This is a genomic window from Mycobacterium sp. NPDC003449, assembly GCF_053588415.1.
In genome coordinates this window covers 1-22,763 of the sequence record NZ_JBSFPX010000013.1, presented here as the reverse complement: position 1 = coordinate 22,763, position 22,763 = coordinate 1, and the positions used below count along the sequence as shown (strand labels likewise).

Below are 22,763 nucleotides of genomic sequence, written 5' to 3'. Positions count from 1 at the left end.
TGCAGGTGTTTACGCGGTCTACCGATCGTCGGCGGTGATCTGAGCGACCGTCTCATCGAGCCGCTCCCGATCCGCCTCGATCGCCGCGCTCGCCTCGGCGGTGGCCTTCTGTAGCGCCTCGTTGACACGTTGCTCGACGACCTGAGCGCCCAGACGCAGCAGCACGCCGTCCTCGATGTAGACCGCCTTCAAATGGTGATGGCCGTTCAACGTGACTTCGACGGTGTCGGTTTCGTCTGCAGCAGTGAAGGTCTCGGTGTCCATCTTGTGCAACTGGTCATCCATGAGCGACTGCAAGCGCTGCGCTTGACGGAGCACTGCCGCCACCTGCGGGTGGATCTCGTCGGTCATTTGTCGCCTTTACCATCCGGTGCGGGCCTGCGGCGGCTCTGCCGGCCGATGACACCTTCGCTGTGGGCGCGATCCTCGGTGTACATGTCTTCGTCGGGAGCCAGCTTCGGGTCACGGCGTTTCTCCTTGCCCTGGCCCTGCCCACCACCGGCGCCGTGGCCCATACCGCCCATGCCGCCGCCCATACCGGGTGCTCCCGAAGCCCCGGGCGCACCCGGCCCCGCGACACCGCGCGCTCCGGCGGGTGATGCGGCAACCGTTTCCGCACCGACCGGCGCCCCCAGGGGCGTGGACGGCACGCCGCCCCCACCCCCGCCGCCGGCGCCGGAGCCCCCTCCGGCCCCTCCGCCGGCCCCGGAGCCACCGCCCCCGAGACCGGCAGGACGCAGGCTAGGTTCATCGAGCTTCGGCATGCCGGGCGCACCCCCGCCGGGTAGTCCACCGCCGGATGGTGAGCCACCGCCGGCGGGTGAGCCGCCACCAGCCGATGGCGACCCTCCGCCAGACGGTGATCCCGACTCGGGCTTGCCCGCTTCCGGATTCGCACCGGCGGGCGATACTGCCGGGTCGCCGCCGGGCATCCCTGCCGGTGATGGCGTTCCTCCCGATGCGCCTCCGGTGCCCCCGGAACCGCTGCCGCCTCCGCTCGTTCCACCGCCACCTGGACCGCCCGGCGCGCCCGGCCCGCCCGGCGTTTGCGGGCTGCGATCAGGGACGTCTGCGGCCTTCACGGGTGTTGCGGGGTAGGCGCCATCGGGCGGGTCGGGAGCGTAGACATCCAAGAGGTTGGCCCCGTTGGCGTATCGCGACTGTGAATCGCCCGATCGGTTCTGGTAGGACTCGTAATTGTTCGCCTGGAAGTTCAGGTCCTGCGAGAGGAAGAAGTCCTTCTCGGCCTCGTCGGGATGAGTGCCCCTTTCTGCGAGGTGAACGTCATCGAGTTTGCGGGTTTCTTTAGCCAACTCTTCCGCTTTGGCCACGACCTCGTAGATCCACGACTCGTGTCTGCGCAGGGCGCCCTCGGCGGCCTCTGCGGCAGCCCCTTCCCAGGAAACGTTGGCCATGGAGGACTTTGACGCACGGTCCTTCAATGCGGTGGCGAGCTGATCCAGACCCTCGGCGAAGGCTCGCAGGCTTGCCCCCTGGTCGGTCGCGGCGATGTGATCGACGGCCTTTATCCAGTCCTCGTGGTCGTCCGGACTGGGTTTGGCGGGGTTCTGACCGATCGGTGCGGGCAGGGAGGGCGGAAGATCGGGGTTGACCGACACCGATTCGGTGCTGGGGCCCGGGCCGGACCCATCACCGGACATGGAGCGGTCGAGTCCTGCCTTCTTGTGATCGTCGATGGTTTGATATGCGGACGCGGCGGCCTTCAGGCATGCAGCCAAGCGTTTCGCCTCGGCCTCGCCGGCCTTGAGGACTCCCTCGAGGCGATCGCGGGAGCTGCAGATTATCGCCACGCCTTGACCGGCGGCGGTGAGCTGGCACGGCGCGACTGGTGCCGCGGGCACCGTCGGCCATGTGCCGGTGATGTCCTCGGCCTTGGCGGTCAGGGTTTCTGCCGTGACTTTAAGGAAGGTATGCGATCCACCCATCTCGTCCCTCTACTGTTCTAGCGCCATCTGATAGCGGCTCTCTTCACGCGGATTGATCAGCTGGATCGGCAGCTGCCGGTGCCGCGGCGTGTCGATGAAGTTGGGCCGCAGGATCACCCGGCCGACGCCCTGGTGCGGGCCGAGGTAGGTGGTGGACCCGGGCCAGGCGATGCGGGGCACCCGGCCGACCCGGCCGTTGATCATGGTGGCGAACTCGCGGAACTGCGAGCCCAGGGTGACCACCGCGCCCGACGCCGCCGACCGGATCACGAACTGCGTGAACAACCGGGCGTCGCCGAGGTTGATGCTGACGTCGACGTCGTCGAACGGCATGTACACCGGGTAGCGGTCCGATGTCTCACCGACGAGCACGCCGGCCGATCCGATCGGCAGTTCGTAATGCCGGTCGGTCACCGGGGTGAGGCCTTGCAGCGCCGCTCGCTGCCCGCCATACAGGCAGGAAAAACCGCGCGGGGTAGCGGGATTGGCCAACGTGGTCAGCAGTACCGTCGAGGCGGGTGCGACACCGGGACGGACCCGGACCCGGGTGGTGGTGTGGTCGGCCCGCGCCGACCACCACACGTCGGGGCCGCCCGGCGCGTTGTAGGCCGCGGTGAAGGTACTGCGGCCCTTGATCGCCGACCAGGTCTCCTTCTCGTAGCTGATCTCGGTGGCCTTGTCATAATCGTCGAAGCTGCGTGAGCAGCGCGCGTCGATACCGTTGCTGGCCAACTGATCCGCGATCCGGGTAGCCGACGCCACCAGGTAGCGGGCCAGGCCCGACACCCCGGAGTCCCGTCGCTGCGCGGAGCGCCGGGTCCGCTCCGGGTCGGCGCGCAGCACGATCCAGGTCCGGCGGTTGGCCGGTGCGGGGTAGGGCCCGACGACCTGTTCGTAGAGCGCCACGAGACTGGCCGGTGCGGTCTTGCCGACCCGGTACCCGGCCGACACCACGTCGGCTTCCAGGTCCGGGCAGTGCGCCTCGAGTAGCGCCTCGACCAACTTGGTGCTGACCATGTCGTCGGTCACCGCGTTGCCGTTCACGATCACCGTCGGTGTGAAAGGCCTTGGCACCAACTCGATCACGGCGATCAGATAGTCGCCCTGCCAGCGTACCGCGACGTGATCGCCGGGCAGAACGGTCGCCCCCACGGCCGGCTCGGAGGCGATATCGGGGGTGCTGCGGTGGCGTCGGCGCCACGAGAAGATGGCCCTGATCCACCCGGTAACCCGGTAACCGCGGATGGTGAGCACCGAGAAGATCGCGATCAGCGCCGCCAGCGTGATCCCCAACCACATCAGGTTGAAGTGCCCGCAGATGGCGATGCAGGCCGGGATCAGCGTCGCCGCCCAGATGCCGTGGCCGGTGGTGAACCGAAAACCGAACTGCCGCAGGAAGTTCATCGGCGTCGCCTCAGCGCGCGCCGGGCCATCGCCGCGATCCCGAGGATCAGCGCCAGTGAGACCCCGGCCACCACCACTGCGGTGATCGGGCCGCGGTCCGGCGGCGGGATGTACACCGGCGGCGGCACTTCTTTCACCCGGAACGGCGCCTTCTCCGGGCCGTCGGGCACCTCCCAGGTGAGGGCGGCGACGGGGTCGACCACACCGGCGCCGACATAGTTGTCCACGCCGCCACCGGGATGCCGCGCCGTCGAGGTGATCCGGTTGATCACCTGCGCCGGGGTCAGATCCGGGAAGCGCTGTTTGACCAGCGCCGCCAGACCCGACACGTAGGCCGCGGAGAACGAGGTCCCGTTCAGCGGTACCGGGCCGTCCTCCCCGGGGGTCGCGTTGATCGGATTGCCGTCGTAGCCGAGCGCGACCAGGTTCTCGCCGGGGGCGGCGGCCCCGACCCACGGGCCCGACATCGAGAAATTGCTGGGCTGGCCGTTCTGGCCGATGCTGCCCACGGTCAGCACCAGCGGGTCGTACCAGGCCGGGCTGACGATCGTCTGCACCTCGCGCCACCCGCGCGGATCGGACGGGATCGACGGGTTGGGCGGCGGATTCTGCGAGCAGTCCTGGCCGGTGTTGCCGGCCGCCACGACGATGACCACGCCCTTGATGTTGACCGCGTAGTTGATGGCCGCCCCGAGGCTGGTCTCGTCGATGCGGCGGGTCACCTTGTAGCAGGCGGCCTCGCTGATGTTGATCACCTGCGCGCCCAGGTTGGCGGCATGCACCACGGCCCGGGCCAGGCTGCGGATCGAGCCGGCAGTCTGGGTGGTGTTCGGATCGTTGGGGTCCTGCCGGGCCCCCTTGGGCTGGAAGGCAACCGACGTCTGGCGCAGCGAAATCAGTCGCGCGTCCGGCGCCACACCGACGAAACCGTCCGTCGGCGAGGGTCGGCCGGCAATGATGGACGCGGTCATCGTGCCGTGGGCGTCACAGTCCGACATCCCGTTGCCCGCTGCGTCGACGAAATCGCCCCCGGGTTCGGCAGGTACCCGCGGTGACCCGTTCACCCCGGTGTCGATCACCGCGACAGTTATCCCGGCGCCGGTTGCGAACTTCTGCGCTTCCGGCAGCCGCAGGTAGTCGGTCGCCCACGGCTTGTCGGCGAAGTTCGAGTTCGGCATGACCGTCGGGGCCGCGCAGATCTTGCGCTGCTCGGTGGGCTGGTCAGGGCCCGTCTCATCAGGGGGAACGGCGCCCGCATCGATCGTGGGCGGATCGATCGCCCACGCCGGCGGCGCACTCAACAGGGCCAACAACAGAGCCAGCACCATCACGGCTACGCGCTGCACGCCTCACACTCCCCCAACGACATTCGAACCGCTTGTAGTGTGCTGGTGCACTTTCAGCAAACAAATCTGCATCTGCTGTGAAAGGCATCATCTCACGTCAAGCCAGCTGGCTGATTGCAACCAGGCAATCATAAGGGTGCATTGATCAGCCCGAGCACGCTTATTGGCAGGACCGCGCGCGGCAACCTGCGGGCGCCCGACCGTCGGTGACGGGTGGCGATTACTGTCACCGGGGCGTGGGCCGTATTCGAGAAACGCAACATCGGCTCTTAATCGAAGGCACGGATCGAGGGGGACACCCAAATGCGAAAAGTTCTGGCGGCGGCGATTCTGGTAGCGGCCGGTTTGTTGGGAGCGTGCTCGTCCGGCGCCGACGAGCCCGGCGGCGTGGCCAAGGACAAGTTGGCGTCCGAGGTCAAAACGCAGCTGGAGGCCCAGGTCGGGTCCAAGGCCGATTCGGTCACCTGTGACGGGAACCTGGAAGCCAAGGTGGGCGCGACGCAGAAGTGCGAGCTGACCGCGGAGGGCGCCAAGCTGGGCGTGACCGTCAAGGCGACTGCGGTGGACGGCGACAACGTGAAATTCGACGCCAAGGTCGACGACGAGCCGATGCCGTGAGCGGAGCGGATCGGCTGGACAAATTCGTGTCACGGGGACCGGTTACCGCGGGATAGCATCGCTGGGCAAGGAGTTACTCAGCGCTGGCGCGTGTCCTGGGGTCGACGAATGTCACCACCGGACCTCGAACCCGCAGCGCTATGAGCGGGGGTTCGTCGGGTGAGCCAGTCGGTTGAAGTTGTTGTGTCGGAGCTGCATTCGGCGGCGTCACGTCTGCGCGACGCCGGTCAGCGGCTGCAGGATGGCTTGTCCGGCGTGGATCTTGAGACCAGTCAGATGCTCGGTTCTGGGTGGAAGAGTGACGCTGCGTCGGCGTTCGGAACTGCCTGGGATCAGTGGCATTCCGGTGCGGGGCAGGTGGTGCGTGGCCTGCAGACCATGGCGGATCTGCTGACCGTGGCGGGCAAGGAGTACGCCAAGACCGACGAACAATCCGCTGGGGCGGTGTCCTCGTCGTTTGACGGCGGGGGCGGATCAACCACGGGAGGAGCCCCGAGCACCGGGGCGGGGCCCACCGGGCCGGCCGGACTCACGGGCAGCGGCGGTCCGGGCGGGCCTGGCGGTGGGGATGCCGCGGGGCAGTTGGCGTCGCAGCTGACGCAAGCGGCATCGCAGGCCGGCGAATCTGTCGGCCAGGTGCCGGGCCAGTTGGCGCAGTCCCTCGGGCAGGCGGGGCAGACCATCGCCGGACTGGTGACGCAGGCAGTGCAGGCGGGCGGTGACGCGGCGTCAGCGGACGAAGACGAGCGAAAAGACCCCGACCACGAAGACGACTCGGACAGCGACGGCGAGCGCCCCGCCCGCCGCACAGTGGAGAAACTTTGCCAACGGACTCTCGGTGTTTCAGGAGGACCTGGCCGCGGTGAAGACGGCGGTCTCCGTGCAGGACATCCCCGAACGAGGAAACATTGACAGTGCGCTGACCGATCTGCACGTGGGGTTTTCAGGCCTGTCGGAGCACGCATCGGTGACTGCGGATGCGATCGAGGATTTCGCGACCGGTGTGCAGGAGACTCAGGATGCGATCCGCCGACTGCTGGATCGACTGTCGCTGAGCGGCCTGTTCGACACCCTCAAAGGTATCTTCACCGGCGACGGGGACCGGATCCTGCGAGAAGTCGCCGACGACGTCAAGGCGGTGTTGTCGAACCTCCAACGCCAGGTCCAAGGGGTCGTCGGGATGTTGGAGCAACTCACCGAGGCGATCGGAGAAGCTGCCGACGCACTGCAGAAGTGGGTGAGACCGCAACTGGAGGAGTTGTTCGGTGATCAGGTCGGTGGCGCGATGGCCGACGCGTTCACGCTCTACACCGACTTCCAGGTCGGTCTCACCACTGGTCTGATCAACACCGTCGCCGGCACCGTGGCGATGGCGGACCCGGAAACCTGGGCAGGCATGTACGAAGTGGCCAAGTCGGTCATGGAGGATCCCTCGAAGCTGCCCGGCGTGCTGGAAACCATGGGCAAGGAATTCGTTGCGTGGGACAAGTGGTCGGGTGACCATCCGGGCCGGGCCGCAGGAGAGGCGGCATTCAACGTCGCGTCGCTGTTCGCCCCGGGCGGTCCTCTGACGAAGACCGGAACCGTGGCCAAGGGGGTGAGGGCGGCCAAGGGTCTGCTGAAGGACGGAGAACTCGGCCCGCTCGGCAAGCTCACCGGATTGGGTCGAGGCTCAGACACGCTGGACGGGTTGGGCGATCTCGATAAGCTCGGTGCCAAGGCTCCCGAGGTTCCCGAATTCACGCCGTCGCAGGGCGTCCCGCAGTCTGTCCTTGATCCCAAGGCGCCCGGCGGGGCCGACGCGCCCGCCGGTCCTCGTGGTCTGGAAGGTTCCGCGGGTCCGCCCGACCCGCCGGGAGGACCGGGTGCTCGTGGTGGCGGCGACGGCCCGCCACCTGATCCACCCGGACGCGCCACCGGCCCGTCGGAGTCCGGCCCGGGCCGAACGGACGGGCCGTCTTCGCAGACTGTAGGCCCCTCGGGACCGACGACGGACTCGCCGCGAAGCACCGAACCGTCGGCGCCGGGCCACGGCCCTTCGGCCGGTGAACCGATCTCGCCAGGTGGCCAGCACACCCCCGAATCAGCCGGTCCGACAAGCCCTCACGATGCGGGCAATGCCTCTCCCGACCCTGAATCTCCTGCGGCCGGCCATCACGGCGCGGACCCCGACAGCCATGGTCACGGACCCGCAGCCGAGGACCGAGGGCATGGCTCCGGAGGCGTCGACCCGACTCACCGGTCAGGCGACGCACCGTCGCCGACCGAACACCACCAGTCGGGCACCGGCGAGCATAACGGCCGGCACGAGGAACGGAACCACTCCGCTTCTGACCGTCAGCACACCCCCGCGCCCGACGCGCATCCGCGGGATGGGCGCGAGGGCGCCATGGCAGATCCCGGTACCCATCGCGATCAGTCACACACGCCCAGCGGCAGCGCCGCGGTGCGGTATGACTCCGGCGGGACGACGCCGGGTACTCCCATAGCCGGTATGCCGATGGCCCCCCACGCCTCCGGGCCGGCTCACACTTCCGGCACGCCTCATACAACCACTGACGGTCAGGGTTCGTCCGGGAGGGCGCAGACGTCCGACACCTCGACTCGCCCCGCGGAATCCAGGTCCATGCAAGGAAGTTCACCGGAGCACACGCGCGCACAGTCGCCGGCTGCGACCGGGCCGACTCCCGACAGCACGCCGCATGCACCGGTCAAACCCGCTGCAGCGCAAGTCTCTGGCGAGGCGATCCGGCCTGGGGCGGAGTCACACACCCCTAACCCCGGCGATCGCGTACGCGACAGCGCCCCCGCCGCTACTCATGACCCATCGGGCGGCATACGGGATGACCGACCAGGGAATCTATCTGGGCCGCAGGGCAACTCCGACACCGGCGTTGGTAGTGGTCATAGTCAGCCCGGGGACCATGCGGGACCGACGGGCAACCCGGCCGATGCCCGCGTGTATGGGCCTGGACAGCTGGGGCCACTCGAGAGCTACCGCCACCAGCACGACGTCGAACGCGCACTGCGCACCTCCGATGGCCAGTACCAGCGGCACGCAGATCCCCGCACCAATCCCTACGGCGACCTGATCAATGACGGTGGACCTACTGTCGATGGCCGCAGCAACAACTGTGTGGACTGCTCGCTGTCGGCATTGTCCTCGTTCAGGGGCGAACCGACCGTCGCGGTGCCCCGGCACCTTGATGAGCTACCCAACGGGGTACTCGACACCAGGTCCGGCGAACAGAACGGCTTGCGCCGTGCCGCCGGCTGGATCGGCAGCGGAATGCTGGAGTTTGCCGGGCAGCCCATCGCCAAACAGTTCGATGCGCTCCATCAGTACGTTGACAACCTTGGCCCCGGGTCGAGTGCACTGGTCGTCAACGGCTGGCATGGTCGTGACCCCAGCACCGGTGACTTTCTGAACCATCCGGACGGTACCCCGGTGACCGACGGCGCCCATGCGACCGTTGTGGTGTATCCCGACGGTGCGGATGGGCCGGTGTGGTGGGACCCGCAGGACGGATCAACATCCGACACACCGCCGTCCTGGATGGTCGACAACGCATCGTATTTGGAGTTCACACCGATCGAACCGAGTCGAGGAGCACACGATGGTGGAATTGGCGACCAGGGAACAGGCACTGGCGTATCTGGAGCAGATGTCGCCGACCGAGACGTTTCAGGTGCATCCGTTCAAGGGGGGATGGGTGGCCACGACGGTGCTGAGCCCGGAGCAGGTGAGAGCGGGCCAGAGCGTGGGGTCGGCTCGTCTGGTGATCGATTCGGAGACGGGGATCATCTACCAGTATCCGAGCTGGCCGACGGTGAGAGTGGCGGAAGCCCACACGACGTTCAAACAGACGGGGGTCAACCGCGCGGGCCGTCGGATCTATCCAGATCAGTGGACGATCACGGTTCGGCGGATCGGGGAGGACGACCAGACGATCACCTATCAGCTGACGGCGGAGTCGTTGACCGATCCACCGGAAGCGACCCAGCAGCATTCCCTCACGATCGCGAAGCGGAACTATCAGGTCACGCCGAGCGATCCGGTGTCCAGGAGAGCGGGGGCTCGCCTCGAGGCGACGCACCGGAGCCAGGGCAGTTGGCCGGAACGGGAAACCATCGGCTATTAGCCGACGACAGCGCCAACCCGACTCGGATCGATGCGGCGCACGGTGATTCGTTCGAGCCGTCGAGAATCTCGACAGGATCCGACGCAGACGCTAAGGGTGTCCACCGAGCGGATACGTCGAGCCAGACAGCCGAAACAGCCTCCGCCCCAATCACTCACGACAGCAGGTCTGCGCCAGCGGAGTGGTCGCACGATGCGACTGTCGATGAGAGTGCGAGCTCTCCGCCGGCCGATGAACCACGCGTGGATCGGCCGGGAGATTACGTACGCGACTACGACTCAGACGGTCGGACGATTCCGACTGATCAACTTGTCCATCCTGAGGCGGGCTTGTTAGACCAAGGGCTACTCGATGCCGCGGTGTCGAATCCCAATCGGGTCAGCGAGGCATTGTCGGCAGGTGCGCCCAGCACACATCCGGAGATACAGAACTTGGTTACGACTGCATACGACCCCTTAGGCGGGATGACAGAGGACGCGTGGAACCGCGAATTTTGGCCTAGCGGTGAGCGCGATGCACACGGGAACCCCGACCTAGTATGGCCAGATCAGCAACTCCACCCCCAGGGTTTCGCTACGCCGGAGTCGCGGATACCCGCGGTGCTGCACCCTGGTGAGATGTTTGACAGGTATGGTCCCGGATTCGGCCAGTTCGGGTCGCCGGTGGGCACCGCGTTCCCAGACCGCGCGCTTCCACCGCAGAGTCTTGATGCTGGTTACCATCGCTATGAAGTCGTACGGCCCGTACCGATCTGGCAAGGCCCGATAGCCCCTGCAATGGGTCAGCCGGGCGGAGGTATTCAATATTACTTCCCAAACTCGATTGTTGACCTAGTAAACGCCGGTTACTTGAAAGAGACGCAGCTGTGAACTTGACCGAACTCGCCCGAGTGTTGACGGCAATCGGTATCGCCCCTGAGGTATTAGCGCTCGGTGGGCACGCGGATTATTCATGGTGTATCGAGCAATCCGACGATGGATTGTGGGAAGTCTATTGGTACGAACGTGGCACCAAGAACGGATTGGTCCGACTGGCCAATGAATCGGATGCATGCTTCCAGTTAGTGGGCCGCCTCTCGTATAGCCAGCTCCTAGCGGGGGCTATCCGGATGGCATAGACGGCAGATTCGACCGGTCGTTCTGCTTTTGTTTGCCAACGAATTGCGCAGACTACGCCTTTGGCCGTTGAGATGGGATCATCCGACAGATGACACCTGATGTCGATATCTCGAGAGATTTGGCAGATTGGGTGCGCTTGGCCGGTTACGAGGTTACGCAAGCATCGCAAGAAGAAATCAAGCCAGGGTCGACGCACGATGACCGCACGATAATTGGTGCTAATCTGGGCGAGTTCGTTACTTCATCACCGCGAAGTCAAGCGGATGGATTGTCGTAACTGATTCTCGTAGGATGGCTGAGGAAGGTTTCGTATTCGCTGGCGAGTCGATGAGAGTGGTCGAACTGTTCTCTACGGGAAATGTGGATTGTCGGCGAGGTTTGCGCGGATCTTCCATCGCTTAGGTATCCACGTACGGTTCAAGACCTGGTCAGCGGCTACCGCATAGAGACGAGGATGTTCGATGGAAGTGAGAACCTTGCGTTAATCAACTCCGAGGACGCGATGATTGCCGTGACAGGGTCCGGGAAAATTGCCGGAACTGCTGAATTAGCCGCACTTTCTCTCTATTTGACAGCGTCAACCGAAGCTATCAAATCTTCGTACCTCGATCCCGTCGCCATGCCATTGTTCTACCCTTCGGGGGAGTAGTGGCATCGTGTAGTCGGGCGCTGTGGGACCAAGGTCTACCGCAAGTAACGAACCCCACCCAAACGCAGGCCTAAGCGCTTGTCACCGCCCTGGCGACAGTGCCCCTTGGGGTGGTGGACTTGGGATCGGCGTGGGTTCACGCGTTGTGATCAACGAGTCGTGGTGAATGCTAGGCGATTTGACGTTGTTCGGCGAGGGGTTCGGCCGCCTGCTGTTTGGCGGTGATCACTGTGCGCAGTTCGGCCATGGAGACCTCGGACAGGTAGCGGCGGGTGACCTGCCATTCGTCGTGGGCTTCGATGACCACGGCGGTGGCCAGGCGTAGGAACGCTGCGGGGTTGGGGAAGATCTCCACGACGTCGGCGCGGCGTTTGATCTCCTTGTTGAGCCGTTCGATCGGGTTGTTCGACCAGATCTTCTGCCAGTGGGTGCGTGGGAACGCGGTGAACGCCAGCACGTCAGCTTTGGCCTCATCCATCATCGCAGCCACTTTCGGAAAGCTCGATGACAGTGTGTCGGCGACCTGATCCCACTGTGCGCCGACCTCGTGCGGGTCGGTGTGGGCGAAGATCGTCTTGACCGCCGCGGTCACCGCCGGGGCGTGCTTGGCGGCGACGGCGCCGTGCAGGTTGCGCATGAAGTGCACTCGACAGCGCTGCCAGGACGATCCGGCGAACTGCTGGGCCACCGCGGCCTTGAGGCCGGCGTGGGCATCGGAGATCACCAGGTGCACCCCGGCCAGGCCGCGGGCCTTCAAGGCGGCCAGAAACTCCCGCCAGAACTCAAAGGACTCGCTGTCACCGACTGCAGTCCCGAGGACTTCGCGGGTGCCGTCGAGGGACACTCCGGTGGCCACGACCAACGCCTGGGAGACCACATGGGCCCCGACGCGGACTTTGCAGAACGTGGCATCACAGAACACGTACGGGAACGTGGTGTGGGTCAGGCTGCGGGTGCGCAAGGCCTCGATCTCCTTGTCCAGACCGGCGCAGATGCGTGAGACCTCCGATTTCGACACCCCCGATCCGACTCCCATGGCGGCGACCAGGTCATCGACGCTGCGGGTGGATACGCCGTGGACGTAGGCCTCCATGATCACTGCATGCAGTGCTTTGTCGATGCGGCGCCGACGCTCCAACAGCGACGGGAAGAAGGATCCGGCCCGCAGTTTGGGGATCTGGATCTCGACGTCGCCGGCGGTGGTCGAGACCGTCTTGGGGCGATGCCCATTGCGCTGGGTGGCGCGGTCGGTGCTGCGTTGGTAGCGGCCGGCGCCGATCACCTCGGTGGCCTCGGCTTCGATCAGCGCCTGCAACCCCGCCCGGATCAACTCGGCGAACACCGCACCGGCATCAGCAGACTTCAAGGAATCGAGCTGGGCGAGCAAGGCAGAATGGTCGTGGGTCATCGCGTGGTGTGTCCTTTGCTTGAGTCACTTTGGTCGGTAACTCATTGACCACTACGCGATGGCCCACCCCAACACCCTCAACGACACACCGGAGCCGGTCCGCACCGGTCAGCCTCAGGCCCGAAACCCCACCACTCCAGGGGACTTAGCCGCCCTGGCCTAGCCTGGGTTCCGCAAGCAGCTCAACGCAACGCGGCAAGGGGGAGCGATGATCATCGCACCTGAGTTGGGTCACTTTGGTCAGTTTTCGGGAGCTGCAGGTCGCTGAGCTGCGGTGATGTTTCGGCTTAGTGCACCTGCTAGGCACTAATTTGGGCCAGTAGGCTGCCTGGATGGTCTGGATTCGGCGAGTGCGCACCGCATCGGGCGCGACCGCAGTCCAGATCGCCGAATCCGTCAACGGGCGCCGCCGGATCCTCCGTCATGTGGGTTCTGCGCGTGATGACGCCGAGCTGGGTCTGCTCATCGAGGAGGCCCGCCGACTGTTGGCCGATGACACCCAGGGCGAGTTGGATCTGGGGATCACCCCGAAAGCCGTTCGGGCCCATATGGTTGCACCACCGGGCAACACATTGTTCACCGACGAACCGATGCCGCGGCAGCTGGTGGTGCGTCCGCAGGTACTCAAGAGCAGCAGCGGGCTGCTCTACAACGTCCTGGCGCAGGTGTATGTCAGCCTGGGGTTCGACGACGCGGTCAGCGACGAGGTCTTCCGGGACCTAGTGATCGCCCGCGTGGTGGAACCGACCAGCCTGCTCGACGTCGATCGGGTCCTGGCCGAGCTGGGACGTACCTCGGTGTCGTTGTCGACCCGCAAACGCACCCTGCGACGAGCATGTGCCGGTGGCTACCGCGACCAGATCGCCGCAGCGTGCTTCGCCCACGCCCGCACCGCCGGTGATGTCAGCCTGGTGCTCTACGACGTCACCACGCTCTACTTCGAGGCCGACAAGGAAGACGACCTGCGCCGCGTCGGCTACTCCAAAGAACGCCGCGTGGACCCGCAGATCGTGGTCGGACTGCTCGTCGACCGGCGCGGGTTCCCCTTGGAGATCGGCTGTTTCGAAGGCAACAAGGCCGAAACACTGACGATCGTGCCCATCGTCAAAGCCTTCCAGGCCCGCCACGACATCACTGACATGGTCGTCGTCGCCGATGCCGGAATGCTCGCCGCAGGGAATCTGCGCGAGCTCGACGAGGCCGGGTTGCGGTTCATCGTCGGATCCAGGGTCACCAAAGCGCCCAATGATCTGGCCTCGCACTTCCACTGGCACGGCGATTTCTTCACCGACGGCCAGATCATCGACACCATCACTCCCCGCGATCACCGCGGCACCGCCACCAAGACCAGCGACCCCAAACGCAAAGCCGAGCCCGTCTGGGATCCGGGCACCCACACCAAGTCGTGGCGGGCGGTGTGGGCGTACTCCACCAAACGGGCGGTGCGCGACACCAAGACCTTGAATCTGCAGGAGAACAAGGCCCGCGCAGTCGTGGCCGGCGAGAAGGCCGCGCGGGTACCGCGGTTCATCAAGAACCGCAACGGTTCCCAAGAAATCGACGAGGCATCGTTGCAGCGGGCGCGGCGTTTGGTCGGGCTCAAGGGCTACGTCACCAACATCGACGCCGCGCTGATGCCCGCGACCGAAGTGATCGCCAGCTACCACGACCTCTGGCACGTCGAGGCGTCCTTCCGGATGTCAAAATCCGACCTCGCCGCCCGGCCTATGTTCGCCCGCACCCGCGACGCCATCGAAGCTCACCTGACGATCGTGTTCACCGCCCTGGCCGTCAGCCGCGAAGTCCAAACCCGGACCGGGCTGTCACTGCGCCGCTTCCTGCGCACCCTCAAACCCCTGCGATCGGCCACCATCGACCTCAACGGCGTCATCGCCACCTACCCGCCAGCCATAAACAACGAGGTCAAGACGATTCTCGACGCACTGGGGGCCGAAATCTCAAGGCACTAAGGCGAATGACCCAACTCGGGGCGCTTGTCACCGCCCTGGCCTAGCCTGGGTTCCGCAAGCAGCTCAACGCAACGCGGCAAGGGGGAGCGATGATCATCGCAGTGTTCTGTCGGAAGGTTCGGCCGGGCGTCACGATGGACGACTTCGTGACGGCGTGGGCGCCGGAGGGCGGGGACCCGTATCCGGCCGAGGTCGAGGTGGGTGTGGACCCGGCCGACCCCACGCGGTTTCTGACGATCGTGAAGTTCGACGGCGATCTCGGCGCTTTCCAGGCGGCTATGCCGCGACTGATCCATCCGGACTCGCACAGCAGGCTCGACGCGCTGGTGGAATCGACTGAGCTGGAAAGCGTTTACGAGTCGGTCGCCGTCAGCGTGTAGCAGGAGGAACTAGGCGTCGAGGTCCTGTTCCACCAGACCGGCGACGGTGGCCAGGGCATCGGCATCATCGGAAGCGACGGTCACCTGCGCACCGTTGCCGGCGCCGAGCGTCATGATCATCAACGCCGAGCCGGCGTCCACCGGGTCACCGCCGTCGACCGACAAGGTGACGGGCACCCCGGCGTTGACGACGGCCTCGGCGATGATGGCGGCGGGCCGGGCGTGCAGGCCGATGGCCGAGCCGACGGTGACGGTCTTGCTGGGCATGGTTTCTCCTTTGGGTGGGTTACCGAATGGGTGGGTTACCGAATCTAGGTGGTGGCCAACGCCGGAGCCTCCGGCGCACCGACAGCGGGTTTGGCGAACTGTTTGGCCGTGACGACGGCCAGCGCCCCGACGACGGTGCCGGCGGCCAGCGCGACCAGGAACCACCCCAGGTTGCCGATCGCGAAGAATACGAAGATGCCGCCGTGCGGCGCCTTGAGGGTGACATCGAAGGCCATGACCAGCGCCCCGGTCACCGCACCGCCGCACATCATCGACGGGATCACCCGCAGCGGATCGGCCGCGGCGAACGGGATGGCGCCCTCCGAGATGAACGAGGCACCCAACAGCCATGCCGCCCGGCCGTTTTCCCGCTCGGGCTCGGTGAACAGCCCCGGCCGCACCGTCGACGCCAGTGCCATCGCGAGCGGCGGCACCATACCGGCCGCCATCACCGCGGCCATGATCCGCAGCGACGCCGGGTCGGCGATGTTGAGCCCCGCGGTGGCGAACGCGTAGGCCGCCTTGTTGACCGGGCCGCCCAGGTCGAAGCACATCATCAGGCCGAGGATCACGCCGAGCAGGATCGCCGAGGTACCCGACATCCCGCCGAGCCAGTCGGTCAGCCCGGAGGTCAGCGCCGCCAGCGGGCGGCCGAGCAGCAGGAACATCGCCAGCCCGACGATCAACGACGCGCACAGCGGGATCACCACCACCGGCATCAACCCGCGCGCCCATTGCGGCACGCCGAGCCGGCTGATCCACAGCGCCGCGAATCCGGCCACCAAGCCGCCGACGATACCGCCGATGAACCCGGCGCCGACGAACACGGCCACCGCCCCGGCGGTGAAACCCGGTGCGATACCGGGCCGGTCGGCGATCGCGAAGGCGATGTAGCCGGCCAGCGCAGGCACCAGGAAACCGAATGCAAGCTTGCCGATGGTGAACAGCACCGCCCCCAGATACTGCATCAGACCGCCGTCGGGCAGGTTGGTCAGCGAGTTGGAGGTGGCGATGATGTAGCCGAGCGGATCGCTCTGCCCGTCGGGCGCATTGCCGATGTCGTAACCGGCCAGCAGGAACCCGAGCGCGATCAGCAGACCGCCCGCCGCGACGAACGGGATCATGTAGCTGACCCCGGTGAGCAGGATCTGCCGGGTCCTGGTGCCCCAACCCAGCCCGCCGGCCGACGGCGGTACGGCCGCCGCCGCGGCATCGCCGGCAACCCGGGCCGCGTCGGGATCGGCTGCCGCGGAGACGGCTTCGGCGATCATCTGATCGGGTTCGTTGATGGCGCGTTTCACCCCGGACGCGATGACGGGTTTATCCGCGAACCGGGCCCGGTCCTTGACACCGACGTCGGTGGCGAAGATGACGGCATCGGCGTCGGCGATGGTCTGCGCCGACAGGGGAGTGCTGCCCGACGATCCCTGGGTTTCGACGGTGAACGTGACGCCGGCGCGTTCGGCGGCCAGCTTGAGCGAGTCGGCGGCCATATAGGTGTGGGCTATACCGGTGGGGCAGGCGGTGATTGCGACGATCGCGGTGGCTTTCGCCGGTTCGGGAGCCGGCTCAGCGGCCGGGGCCGGGGCGGGGGACGGACTGACCACCTCGTCCACCAGCGCCACCACCTCATCGGAGGTCGCCGCGGCCCGCAACGACTCGACGAACTCGGTGCGCACCAGTGCGCGGGCCAGGCTGGACAACAGCTTCATATGTTCGGCCCCACCGGATTCCGGCGCGGCGATCAGGAACACCAGATCCGCGGGCCCGTCGGGAGCACCGAAGTCCACACCCGGCGCCAACCGGGCGAACCCGATGGTCGGCACGTCAACAAACGCCGAGCGGCAGTGCGGGATGGCGATCCCACCGGGCAGCCCGGTCGCGGACTGGCCCTCGCGGGCCATGGCGGCACCGATCAGACCGTCGGCGTCGCTGGAGCGGCCGGCCCCGGCGAGCGCGCCGGCCAGGCGGCCGATGACGGCCTCCTTGTCGCCGTCGACGTCCGCATCGAGCAGGACGAGATCGGGCGTGATGATCGGTTGGTTCATAGCGGTACCTTCGTGGCGTTGATGACTACGGCGTCGAGGTCGAGTTGGGCGGGTGACGGCAGGGCCGAGCCGGGCAGCGCGGCGGCGGCGCTGCCGTAGCCGACGGCCATCCGTAGCCGCCGTGGCGATTCGGCACCGCCGACCGCGGCCCGCAGATAACCGGCGAGGGCGGCGTCACCGGCGCCGACGGTGCTGCACGGCACGATCGGTGGCGGGCCGGCAGTCCAGGCGCCGACGCTGTTCACCAGCACCGCGCCCGCCGCGCCAAGGGTGGCCAGCACGGCGCCGACGCCCCGGTCCACCAGCTGGGCGGCGGCAGCGACGACCGGCGCCGGATCGCCCGCGGCGGCGGCTTCTTCGAGGGTGACAACGGGAACACCGGCGAGGCCGGCGAGCTCTTCGGCGTTCGGCTTGATCAAATCCGGTGTGGCGACCTCGAATCCGGAGGCTAGCGCGGCCAGCGGGCCCTCGGAAGTGTCAACCGCGACCCGGCAGGGCAGCGGCCCGAGCCGCGCGGTCAGCCGGGCATACCAGTCGTCGGGCACCCCGGGCGGCAGCGATCCACACAGCACCACCCAGGCCGCGTCCTGTGCCTGGGTCAGCACGCACTCGGTCAACGCTTCGAGTGCGGTGGCGTCCAGCTCCGGCCCAGGCTCGTTGAGTTTGGTTGTGGTACCGTCGGATTCGGTGATGGTGAGGTTGGTCCGTACGGACCCGGCGATCGGCACCGTCGTGCACGGAACGCCGTAGCCCCGCAGTGCCCCGAGCAGCGGATCGTCGGGGGCGCAGGGCAATACGGCCAGCGCATCGACGTGGGCCAGGGTCAGCGCCCGCGCCACGTTGACACCCTTGCCGCCGGGCTCGACCGTCACCGATCCGGCCCGCTGCACCGCACCGCGGGTCAGCGGGGATCCGAGGGTGACGGTGCGGTCGAGGCTGGGGTTGGGGGTGACGGTGACGATCATGCGACGACCACCTCGACGCCGTGCTCGGTCAGCTGCCCGCGATCGGCGGCGCCGATTCCGGAGTCCGTGACCAGGGCGTCCACGCTGCCGATCGTCGCGAAGCTGACCAGGTCTTCGCGACCGACCTTGGATGAATCAGCGGTGACCACAACGTAATTCGCGGCCCGCACCATGGCGCGTTTGACCGCGGCCTCGTCGCTGTCGGGGGTGGAGAGGCCATGCCGGGTGGTGATGCCATTGGTGCCGATGAAGGCGACGTCCACGCGCAGCGCGTCGAGCACCCGCAACGCCGGTTCGCCCACCGCGGCTTGGGTCAGGCCGCGCACCCGCCCGCCCAGCAGTTGCAGGGTGACCGACGGCAGGGTGGCCAGCCGGGCCGCGATCGGCACCGAGTTGGTCACCACCGTCAGCTCCCGGTCGGTGGGTAGTTGGGCGGCGACCCGGGCGGTGGTGGTTCCGGCGTCGAGCAGCACGCTGGCTCCGGTGAGCGGAAAGAAGTCGACCGCCGCGGCGGCGATCGCATCCTTCTGGTCGGCGTGGGTGGTCTCGCGCTCGCCGACACCGGGCTCGACCAGATGCAGGGTCGAGGTGGGCACGGCACCGCCGTGGACTCGGCGCAACACTCCTGCCTTGTCCAGCACGGCGAGGTCGCGCCGCACGGTTTCGGTGGTCACGTCGTAGGTTTGGGCGAGTTCGGCGACCGAGGCGCGCCCCCGGCTCATCACCAGGGTGGCGATGGCCTGTTGGCGTTCCTCGGCGTACATGGCCCTCCGATTGTGTGGGTGCGAATGTTGATATGAGTTGTTTTACGCCCGAGCGTGTTGACTTGTCAAGAGTTTTGAGTAACCTGGGTCACATGAGCAGCACTTCCCCGGCGACCTCACTATCGGTCCTGCACGGTGTGCCCGTTGTGCCCGGCGTGCGGTACGCCCCGGTCATCCGGCCCGGCCGGCCTCCCGTCCCGGACACCTCCGGACCCGACATCGCCGAAGCGGAGCGGCCGGCCGAGTCGGCACGGTTCACCGCCGCGGCCGCCGCCGTGGCCACCCGCCTGCGCGAGCGGGCCGCCCACGCCACCGGCGCCGCATCCGAGGTGCTGGCCGCCACCGCTGGGCTCGCCCAGGATCGGGCCTGGCTGGGCGCGGCCGAGAAACGCATCGGCGCCGGGACCCCGGCCGTGCGCGCGGTATGTGAGGCCGTCGACCAGTTCGTGGACCTGTTCACCCAGCTCGGCGGGCTGATGGCCGAGCGGGTCACCGACCTGCGCGATATCCGGGACCGCGTGGTCGCCGAATTGTCCGGGCTACCGGAACCCGGAGTGCCGCTGCCCGACGCCCCGTCCATCCTGTGCGCCGACGACCTGGCTCCGGCCGACACCGCGGGGCTGGACCCGGCGCTGGTGGTGGGCCTTGCGACGACCCTGGGCGGGCCGACCAGCCACACCGCGATCATCGCCCGTCAACTCGGCATCCCGTGCGTCGTTGCCGTACCCGGGCTCGACGGCGTCGCCGCAGGGACCGTGGTCCTACTCGACGGCACCGCGGGCACCGTCACCGTCGACCCCGACCCGGCCGAGGCCGCCGAGACGATGGCCGCCGCCGAACGCGACGCCGCGCTCACCGACCGGTGGGCCGGGCCGGGTGCCACCGCCGACGGTCACGCCGTCGCGGTTCTGGCCAATGTCCAGGACGGCGCCGCGGCCCGCGCCGCGCGCGCCACCCCGGCCGAAGGCGTCGGCCTGTTCCGCACCGAGCTGTGCTTCCTCAACCGCGACACCGAACCGACCGTCGACGAGCAGGCCCGGATCTACGCTGAGGTCCTCGACGCGTTCGCCGGGCAGAAGGTGGTCATCCGCACCCTGGACGCGGGCTCGGACAAGCCGCTGAAGTTCGCCGGGCATCCCGACGAGGCCAACCCTGCCCTGGGGGTGCGCGGCATCCGGGTCGCCGAGGCCAACCCGGGCCTGCTGGAGCGGCAGTTGCAGGCGGTCGCCGCGGCCGCGCGGGCCACCGGCAGTCAGCCGTGGGTGATGGCGCCGATGATCGCCACCGCCGCGGAGGCGAAAAACTTTGCCGCCCAGGCCCGTTCGAACGGTCTGACCCCCGGGGTGATGATCGAGGTGCCGGCCGCGGCGCTGCTGGCCGGCAAGATCCTGGAGCACGTCGACTTCCTGTCGATCGGCACCAACGATCTGGCGCAGTACACGATGGCCGCCGACCGGATGTCGGCCGATCTGGCCACCCTGACCGATCCGTGGCAGCCCGCCGTGCTGGCACTGGTGGCGATGGCCGCGCGGGCCGGGTCGGCCGCGGGCAAGCCGGTCGGGGTGTGCGGGGAGGCCGCCGCCGATCCGCTGCTGGCCTGCGTGCTGGTGGGGCTCGGTGTGACGTCGCTGTCGGCGGCCGCCGCGGCCCTCCCGGCGGTCGGGGCCCGGCTGTCGCGGGTCACGTTGCGGCAGTGCCGCGACGCCGCCGATGCGGTGCTGGCGACGGCCACTGCCGCCGAGGCCCGCGCCGCCGCAGTGTCGGCCCTGTCCTGACGCGAGCAGACATGCCGGTACCCGAAATGGCGCGAAATGGGGTACCGCCGTGTCTGCTCGCCAGCAAGGAGTAGGGCCGGATGGAATAATCGGACCGTAGTCCGGTTATAGAGGTATCAGCTCAGATACCCCCAGGAGGTACCAATGCCAGCCATCAGCGCCGACACCTTGACCCTGCCGCGTATCGCGGCTCCGAAAGCCACCGACACCGAACGTCCGGTGCGGTCCATCACCACCGGCCCGCGTGGCTACGAGGGTGAGGGCTTCCCCGTCGTCCGGGCATTCGCCGGGGTCAGCGCCGCCGACCTGGACCCGTTCGTCCACATGGACCAGATGGGTGAGATCGAATACGAGCCGGGCGAACCGCGGGGCACCGATTGGCACCCGCACCGCGGATTCGAGACCGTCACCTACATGATCGACGGCCGGTTCGCCCACCAGGACTCGCACGGCGGCGGCGGTCTGATCACCGACGGCGCCACCCAGTGGATGACGGCGGGATCGGGCATCCTGCACATCGAGACACCGCCCGCCGAGCTCGTCGAGAGCGGCGGCGTGTTCCACGGCGTCCAGCTGTGGGTGAACCTGCCCAAGAAGGACAAGTTCGCGGCACCCCGCTACCAGGCCATCGAGGGCAACGAGGTCGAGTTGCTGTCCTCCGAGGACGGCGGCGCACTGGTGCGCATCATCGCCGGCGAGATCGACGGCAAGCCGGGGCCGGGTAACACGCATACGCCGATCACGTTGGCGCACGCCACCGTCGAACCGGGCGCGCAGCTCAACCTGCCGTGGAACCGCGAGTTCAACGCCCTGGTCTATGTGCTGAGCGGGCGCGGAAGCATTGGCCCGGTGGCCCACCCGATCCAGCAGGGCCAGCTGGCGGTGTTCGGTCCGGGCGACCGGATCACCGTGGCCGCCGACGGTAGCCAGGATTCGAACCGGCCCGCACTGGAGATCCTGATCCTGGGCGGCAAGCCGATTCGGGAACCGGTGTTCCACTACGGCCCGTTCGTGATGAACTCCAAGTCGGAGTTGATCCAGGCGATGGAGGATTACAACGCCGGCAAGTTCGGGCAGATCCCGCCGGGTGCCCTGATGCCGCACCGGCCGTTGAGCTGACCCGGTTAGTCCACCGGCTCGGCGGGCTGGGGGTAGAGCAACTCCAGCTCGCCGAGGTTGGCGGCGACCGTCACCAACGGCAGGGCCGCCGAAACCGCCAGCCCGTCATCGGTGGCCTCGGCCCGCAACGCCAACACCAGCGAGTCGCCGATCGGAACCAGCGTCGAGGTGGGGTCGGCACGGGTGAGCCGGGCGCAGATGGCCGCCGCGTGTTCCTCGATCACCGCCCTGGTCTGCTCGTAGACCCCGAGCGGCGGCGGCACCACATCGGCGATCAGCTCGGCGGCACCGCGCACCCTGATCGCGCGGCTGGCCGCCCGCACAACCGGGGCACGCTGGTCGCTGGGCCCGCCGTTCTCCGAAAGGTATTGCCGCACCGCATCATCGAGTGTGCGCGAGGCCGACAGGCTGTCATTGCCCAGCGCGATCACCCGGTTGGTGGAGGCCTCGAACGCACCGCGCGTCGCGCGCAGCACCGCGGCCTTGAGAAAATCGGCGCCGACCAGCCGGGCCCGGTCGACGGCCTGCGTCACCGTCACTCTCGCACCTCGCGGCCACAGCAGCACCGACACCACGATGCCGACCAGAGCCCCGACCACCACATCCTCGACCCGGATCAGTCCCACCCGCCACCCGGTCGGGACGATCAGGTTGAAGTTGATCAGGACCATCATGGTGAACGCGGCCTGCCCGGCGATGAACGATCCCACCTCGGGCACATACGCCGACCCGAAAGCGACCAACGGCAACAGGATCCACAGCACCACCGGGTCCACCCCGACCAGTTCGATCAGCAGTGCGCCCAGCACGAAACCGATCGCGGTGCCCGCCACGGCCCGCAACA

At 67.5% G+C, this 22,763-nt stretch carries 20 protein-coding genes and 2 pseudogenes; 11 read left to right on the top strand and 11 right to left on the bottom strand.

The window, feature by feature from the left end:
* Nucleotides 1-18: 18 nt before the first annotated feature.
* Genes ACWDTP_RS06265 through mycP form a run of 4 tightly spaced genes read right to left on the bottom strand, consistent with a single transcriptional unit; the run spans nt 19 to nt 4,696 of the window.
* Nucleotides 19-351, bottom strand: a complete 333-nt coding sequence (locus ACWDTP_RS06265) for a YbaB/EbfC family nucleoid-associated protein (RefSeq protein ID WP_450017653.1) — start codon at nt 349-351, stop codon at nt 19-21.
* A complete protein-coding gene (locus ACWDTP_RS06260) occupies nt 348-1,946 on the bottom strand; it encodes a PPE domain-containing protein (RefSeq protein WP_450017651.1) in 1,599 nt (532 codons plus the stop codon). Before ACWDTP_RS06260 ends, ACWDTP_RS06265 begins: the two co-directional genes overlap by 4 nt.
* A gap of 9 nt (nt 1,947-1,955) precedes the next feature.
* The gene (eccE, locus tag ACWDTP_RS06255) at nt 1,956-3,350 is read right to left on the bottom strand and encodes a type VII secretion protein EccE (protein WP_450017649.1); all 1,395 of its coding nucleotides are present in this window, start codon (nt 3,348-3,350) and stop codon (nt 1,956-1,958) included.
* The gene (mycP, locus tag ACWDTP_RS06250) at nt 3,347-4,696 is read right to left on the bottom strand and encodes a type VII secretion-associated serine protease mycosin (protein WP_450017647.1); all 1,350 of its coding nucleotides are present in this window, start codon (nt 4,694-4,696) and stop codon (nt 3,347-3,349) included. Before mycP ends, eccE begins: the two co-directional genes overlap by 4 nt.
* Before the next feature lie 303 nt (nt 4,697-4,999).
* On the opposite strand from mycP, the gene ACWDTP_RS06245 reads away from it, so the two are divergent.
* Together ACWDTP_RS06245 and ACWDTP_RS06240 are read left to right on the top strand one after the other, a co-directional pair.
* Nucleotides 5,000-5,314, top strand: coding sequence for a DUF4333 domain-containing protein (locus ACWDTP_RS06245; RefSeq protein WP_450017645.1), 315 nt, complete (start codon nt 5,000-5,002; stop codon nt 5,312-5,314).
* 159 nt (nt 5,315-5,473) lie between these two features.
* Nucleotides 5,474-6,226, top strand: coding sequence for a WXG100 family type VII secretion target (locus tag ACWDTP_RS06240; RefSeq protein ID WP_450017643.1), 753 nt, complete (start codon nt 5,474-5,476; stop codon nt 6,224-6,226).
* Nucleotides 6,227-6,257: 31 nt separating this feature from the next.
* Here ACWDTP_RS06240 and ACWDTP_RS06235 read toward each other — a convergent pair whose 3' ends face one another.
* Entirely contained in the window at nt 6,258-6,818 is a 561-nt protein-coding gene (locus tag ACWDTP_RS06235) for a hypothetical protein (protein ID WP_450017737.1), read from the bottom strand.
* On the opposite strand from ACWDTP_RS06235, the pseudogene ACWDTP_RS06230 reads away from it, so the two are divergent.
* The 5 genes and pseudogenes from ACWDTP_RS06230 to ACWDTP_RS06210 form a co-directional block, all read left to right on the top strand.
* Nucleotides 6,711-8,783: pseudogene (locus ACWDTP_RS06230) on the top strand (toxin glutamine deamidase domain-containing protein); the annotation flags it as partial. The gene ACWDTP_RS06235 and the pseudogene ACWDTP_RS06230 overlap by 108 nt on opposite strands.
* A 148-nt stretch (nt 8,784-8,931) precedes the next feature.
* Nucleotides 8,932-9,456, top strand: a complete 525-nt coding sequence (locus tag ACWDTP_RS06225) for a hypothetical protein (RefSeq protein WP_450017735.1) — start codon at nt 8,932-8,934, stop codon at nt 9,454-9,456.
* Between the two features lie 464 nt (nt 9,457-9,920).
* Nucleotides 9,921-10,325 carry a TNT domain-containing protein gene (locus tag ACWDTP_RS06220; protein WP_450017729.1) on the top strand — a complete coding sequence of 135 codons (405 nt, stop codon included), beginning with the start codon at nt 9,921-9,923 and terminating at the stop codon, nt 10,323-10,325.
* Nucleotides 10,326-10,811: 486 nt separating this feature from the next.
* Nucleotides 10,812-10,976 (top strand): annotated as a pseudogene (locus ACWDTP_RS06215) (hypothetical protein); the annotation flags it as partial.
* Nucleotides 10,933-11,223, top strand: a complete 291-nt coding sequence (locus ACWDTP_RS06210; protein WP_450017641.1) for an Imm61 family immunity protein — start codon at nt 10,933-10,935, stop codon at nt 11,221-11,223. The pseudogene ACWDTP_RS06215 and the gene ACWDTP_RS06210, both read left to right, overlap by 44 nt.
* Nucleotides 11,224-11,392: 169 nt before the next feature.
* Here the strand turns inward: ACWDTP_RS06210 and ACWDTP_RS06205 are convergent, their stop codons facing one another.
* Nucleotides 11,393-12,631 (bottom strand): IS256 family transposase, encoded by a 1,239-nt coding sequence (locus ACWDTP_RS06205; protein ID WP_450017639.1) that lies wholly within the window; start codon nt 12,629-12,631, stop codon nt 11,393-11,395.
* Nucleotides 12,632-12,963: 332 nt separating this feature from the next.
* On the opposite strand from ACWDTP_RS06205, the gene ACWDTP_RS06200 reads away from it, so the two are divergent.
* Both ACWDTP_RS06200 and ACWDTP_RS06195 read left to right on the top strand, forming a co-directional pair.
* On the top strand, nt 12,964-14,601 hold the full coding sequence (locus ACWDTP_RS06200; protein WP_450017637.1) for an IS1634 family transposase: 1,638 nt from the start codon (nt 12,964-12,966) through the stop codon (nt 14,599-14,601).
* 134 nt (nt 14,602-14,735) lie between these two features.
* Complete coding sequence (locus tag ACWDTP_RS06195) at nt 14,736-14,981, top strand: hypothetical protein (RefSeq protein WP_450017635.1); 246 nt, start codon at nt 14,736-14,738, stop codon at nt 14,979-14,981.
* A 9-nt stretch (nt 14,982-14,990) separates the two neighbouring features.
* Here ACWDTP_RS06195 and ACWDTP_RS06190 read toward each other — a convergent pair whose 3' ends face one another.
* From ACWDTP_RS06190 to ACWDTP_RS06175, 4 genes are read right to left on the bottom strand one after another with little or no spacing between them, the layout of a single operon-like run.
* Nucleotides 14,991-15,248: an HPr family phosphocarrier protein gene (locus tag ACWDTP_RS06190; protein ID WP_450017634.1), complete on the bottom strand. Its 258-nt coding sequence runs from the start codon at nt 15,246-15,248 to the stop codon at nt 14,991-14,993.
* A 44-nt stretch (nt 15,249-15,292) separates the two neighbouring features.
* The gene (locus tag ACWDTP_RS06185) at nt 15,293-17,296 is read right to left on the bottom strand and encodes a PTS fructose transporter subunit IIABC (RefSeq protein WP_450017632.1); all 2,004 of its coding nucleotides are present in this window, start codon (nt 17,294-17,296) and stop codon (nt 15,293-15,295) included.
* On the bottom strand, nt 17,293-18,261 hold the full coding sequence (locus ACWDTP_RS06180; RefSeq protein ID WP_450017630.1) for a 1-phosphofructokinase family hexose kinase: 969 nt from the start codon (nt 18,259-18,261) through the stop codon (nt 17,293-17,295). Before ACWDTP_RS06180 ends, ACWDTP_RS06185 begins: the two co-directional genes overlap by 4 nt.
* Nucleotides 18,258-19,025: a DeoR/GlpR family DNA-binding transcription regulator gene (locus tag ACWDTP_RS06175; protein WP_450017628.1), complete on the bottom strand. Its 768-nt coding sequence runs from the start codon at nt 19,023-19,025 to the stop codon at nt 18,258-18,260. Before ACWDTP_RS06175 ends, ACWDTP_RS06180 begins: the two co-directional genes overlap by 4 nt.
* A 32-nt stretch (nt 19,026-19,057) precedes the next feature.
* Between ACWDTP_RS06175 and ptsP the strand changes: the two genes are divergently transcribed.
* Both ptsP and ACWDTP_RS06165 read left to right on the top strand, forming a co-directional pair.
* A complete protein-coding gene (ptsP, locus tag ACWDTP_RS06170; RefSeq protein WP_450017626.1) occupies nt 19,058-20,800 on the top strand; it encodes a phosphoenolpyruvate--protein phosphotransferase in 1,743 nt (580 codons plus the stop codon).
* 144 nt (nt 20,801-20,944) lie between these two features.
* Entirely contained in the window at nt 20,945-21,919 is a 975-nt protein-coding gene (locus ACWDTP_RS06165) for a pirin family protein (protein WP_450017625.1), read from the top strand.
* A gap of 5 nt (nt 21,920-21,924) precedes the next feature.
* Here ACWDTP_RS06165 and ACWDTP_RS06160 read toward each other — a convergent pair.
* Nucleotides 21,925-22,763, bottom strand: an 839-nt coding sequence (locus tag ACWDTP_RS06160) for an FUSC family protein (RefSeq protein WP_450017623.1), incomplete at its 5' end; no start/stop codon positions are given.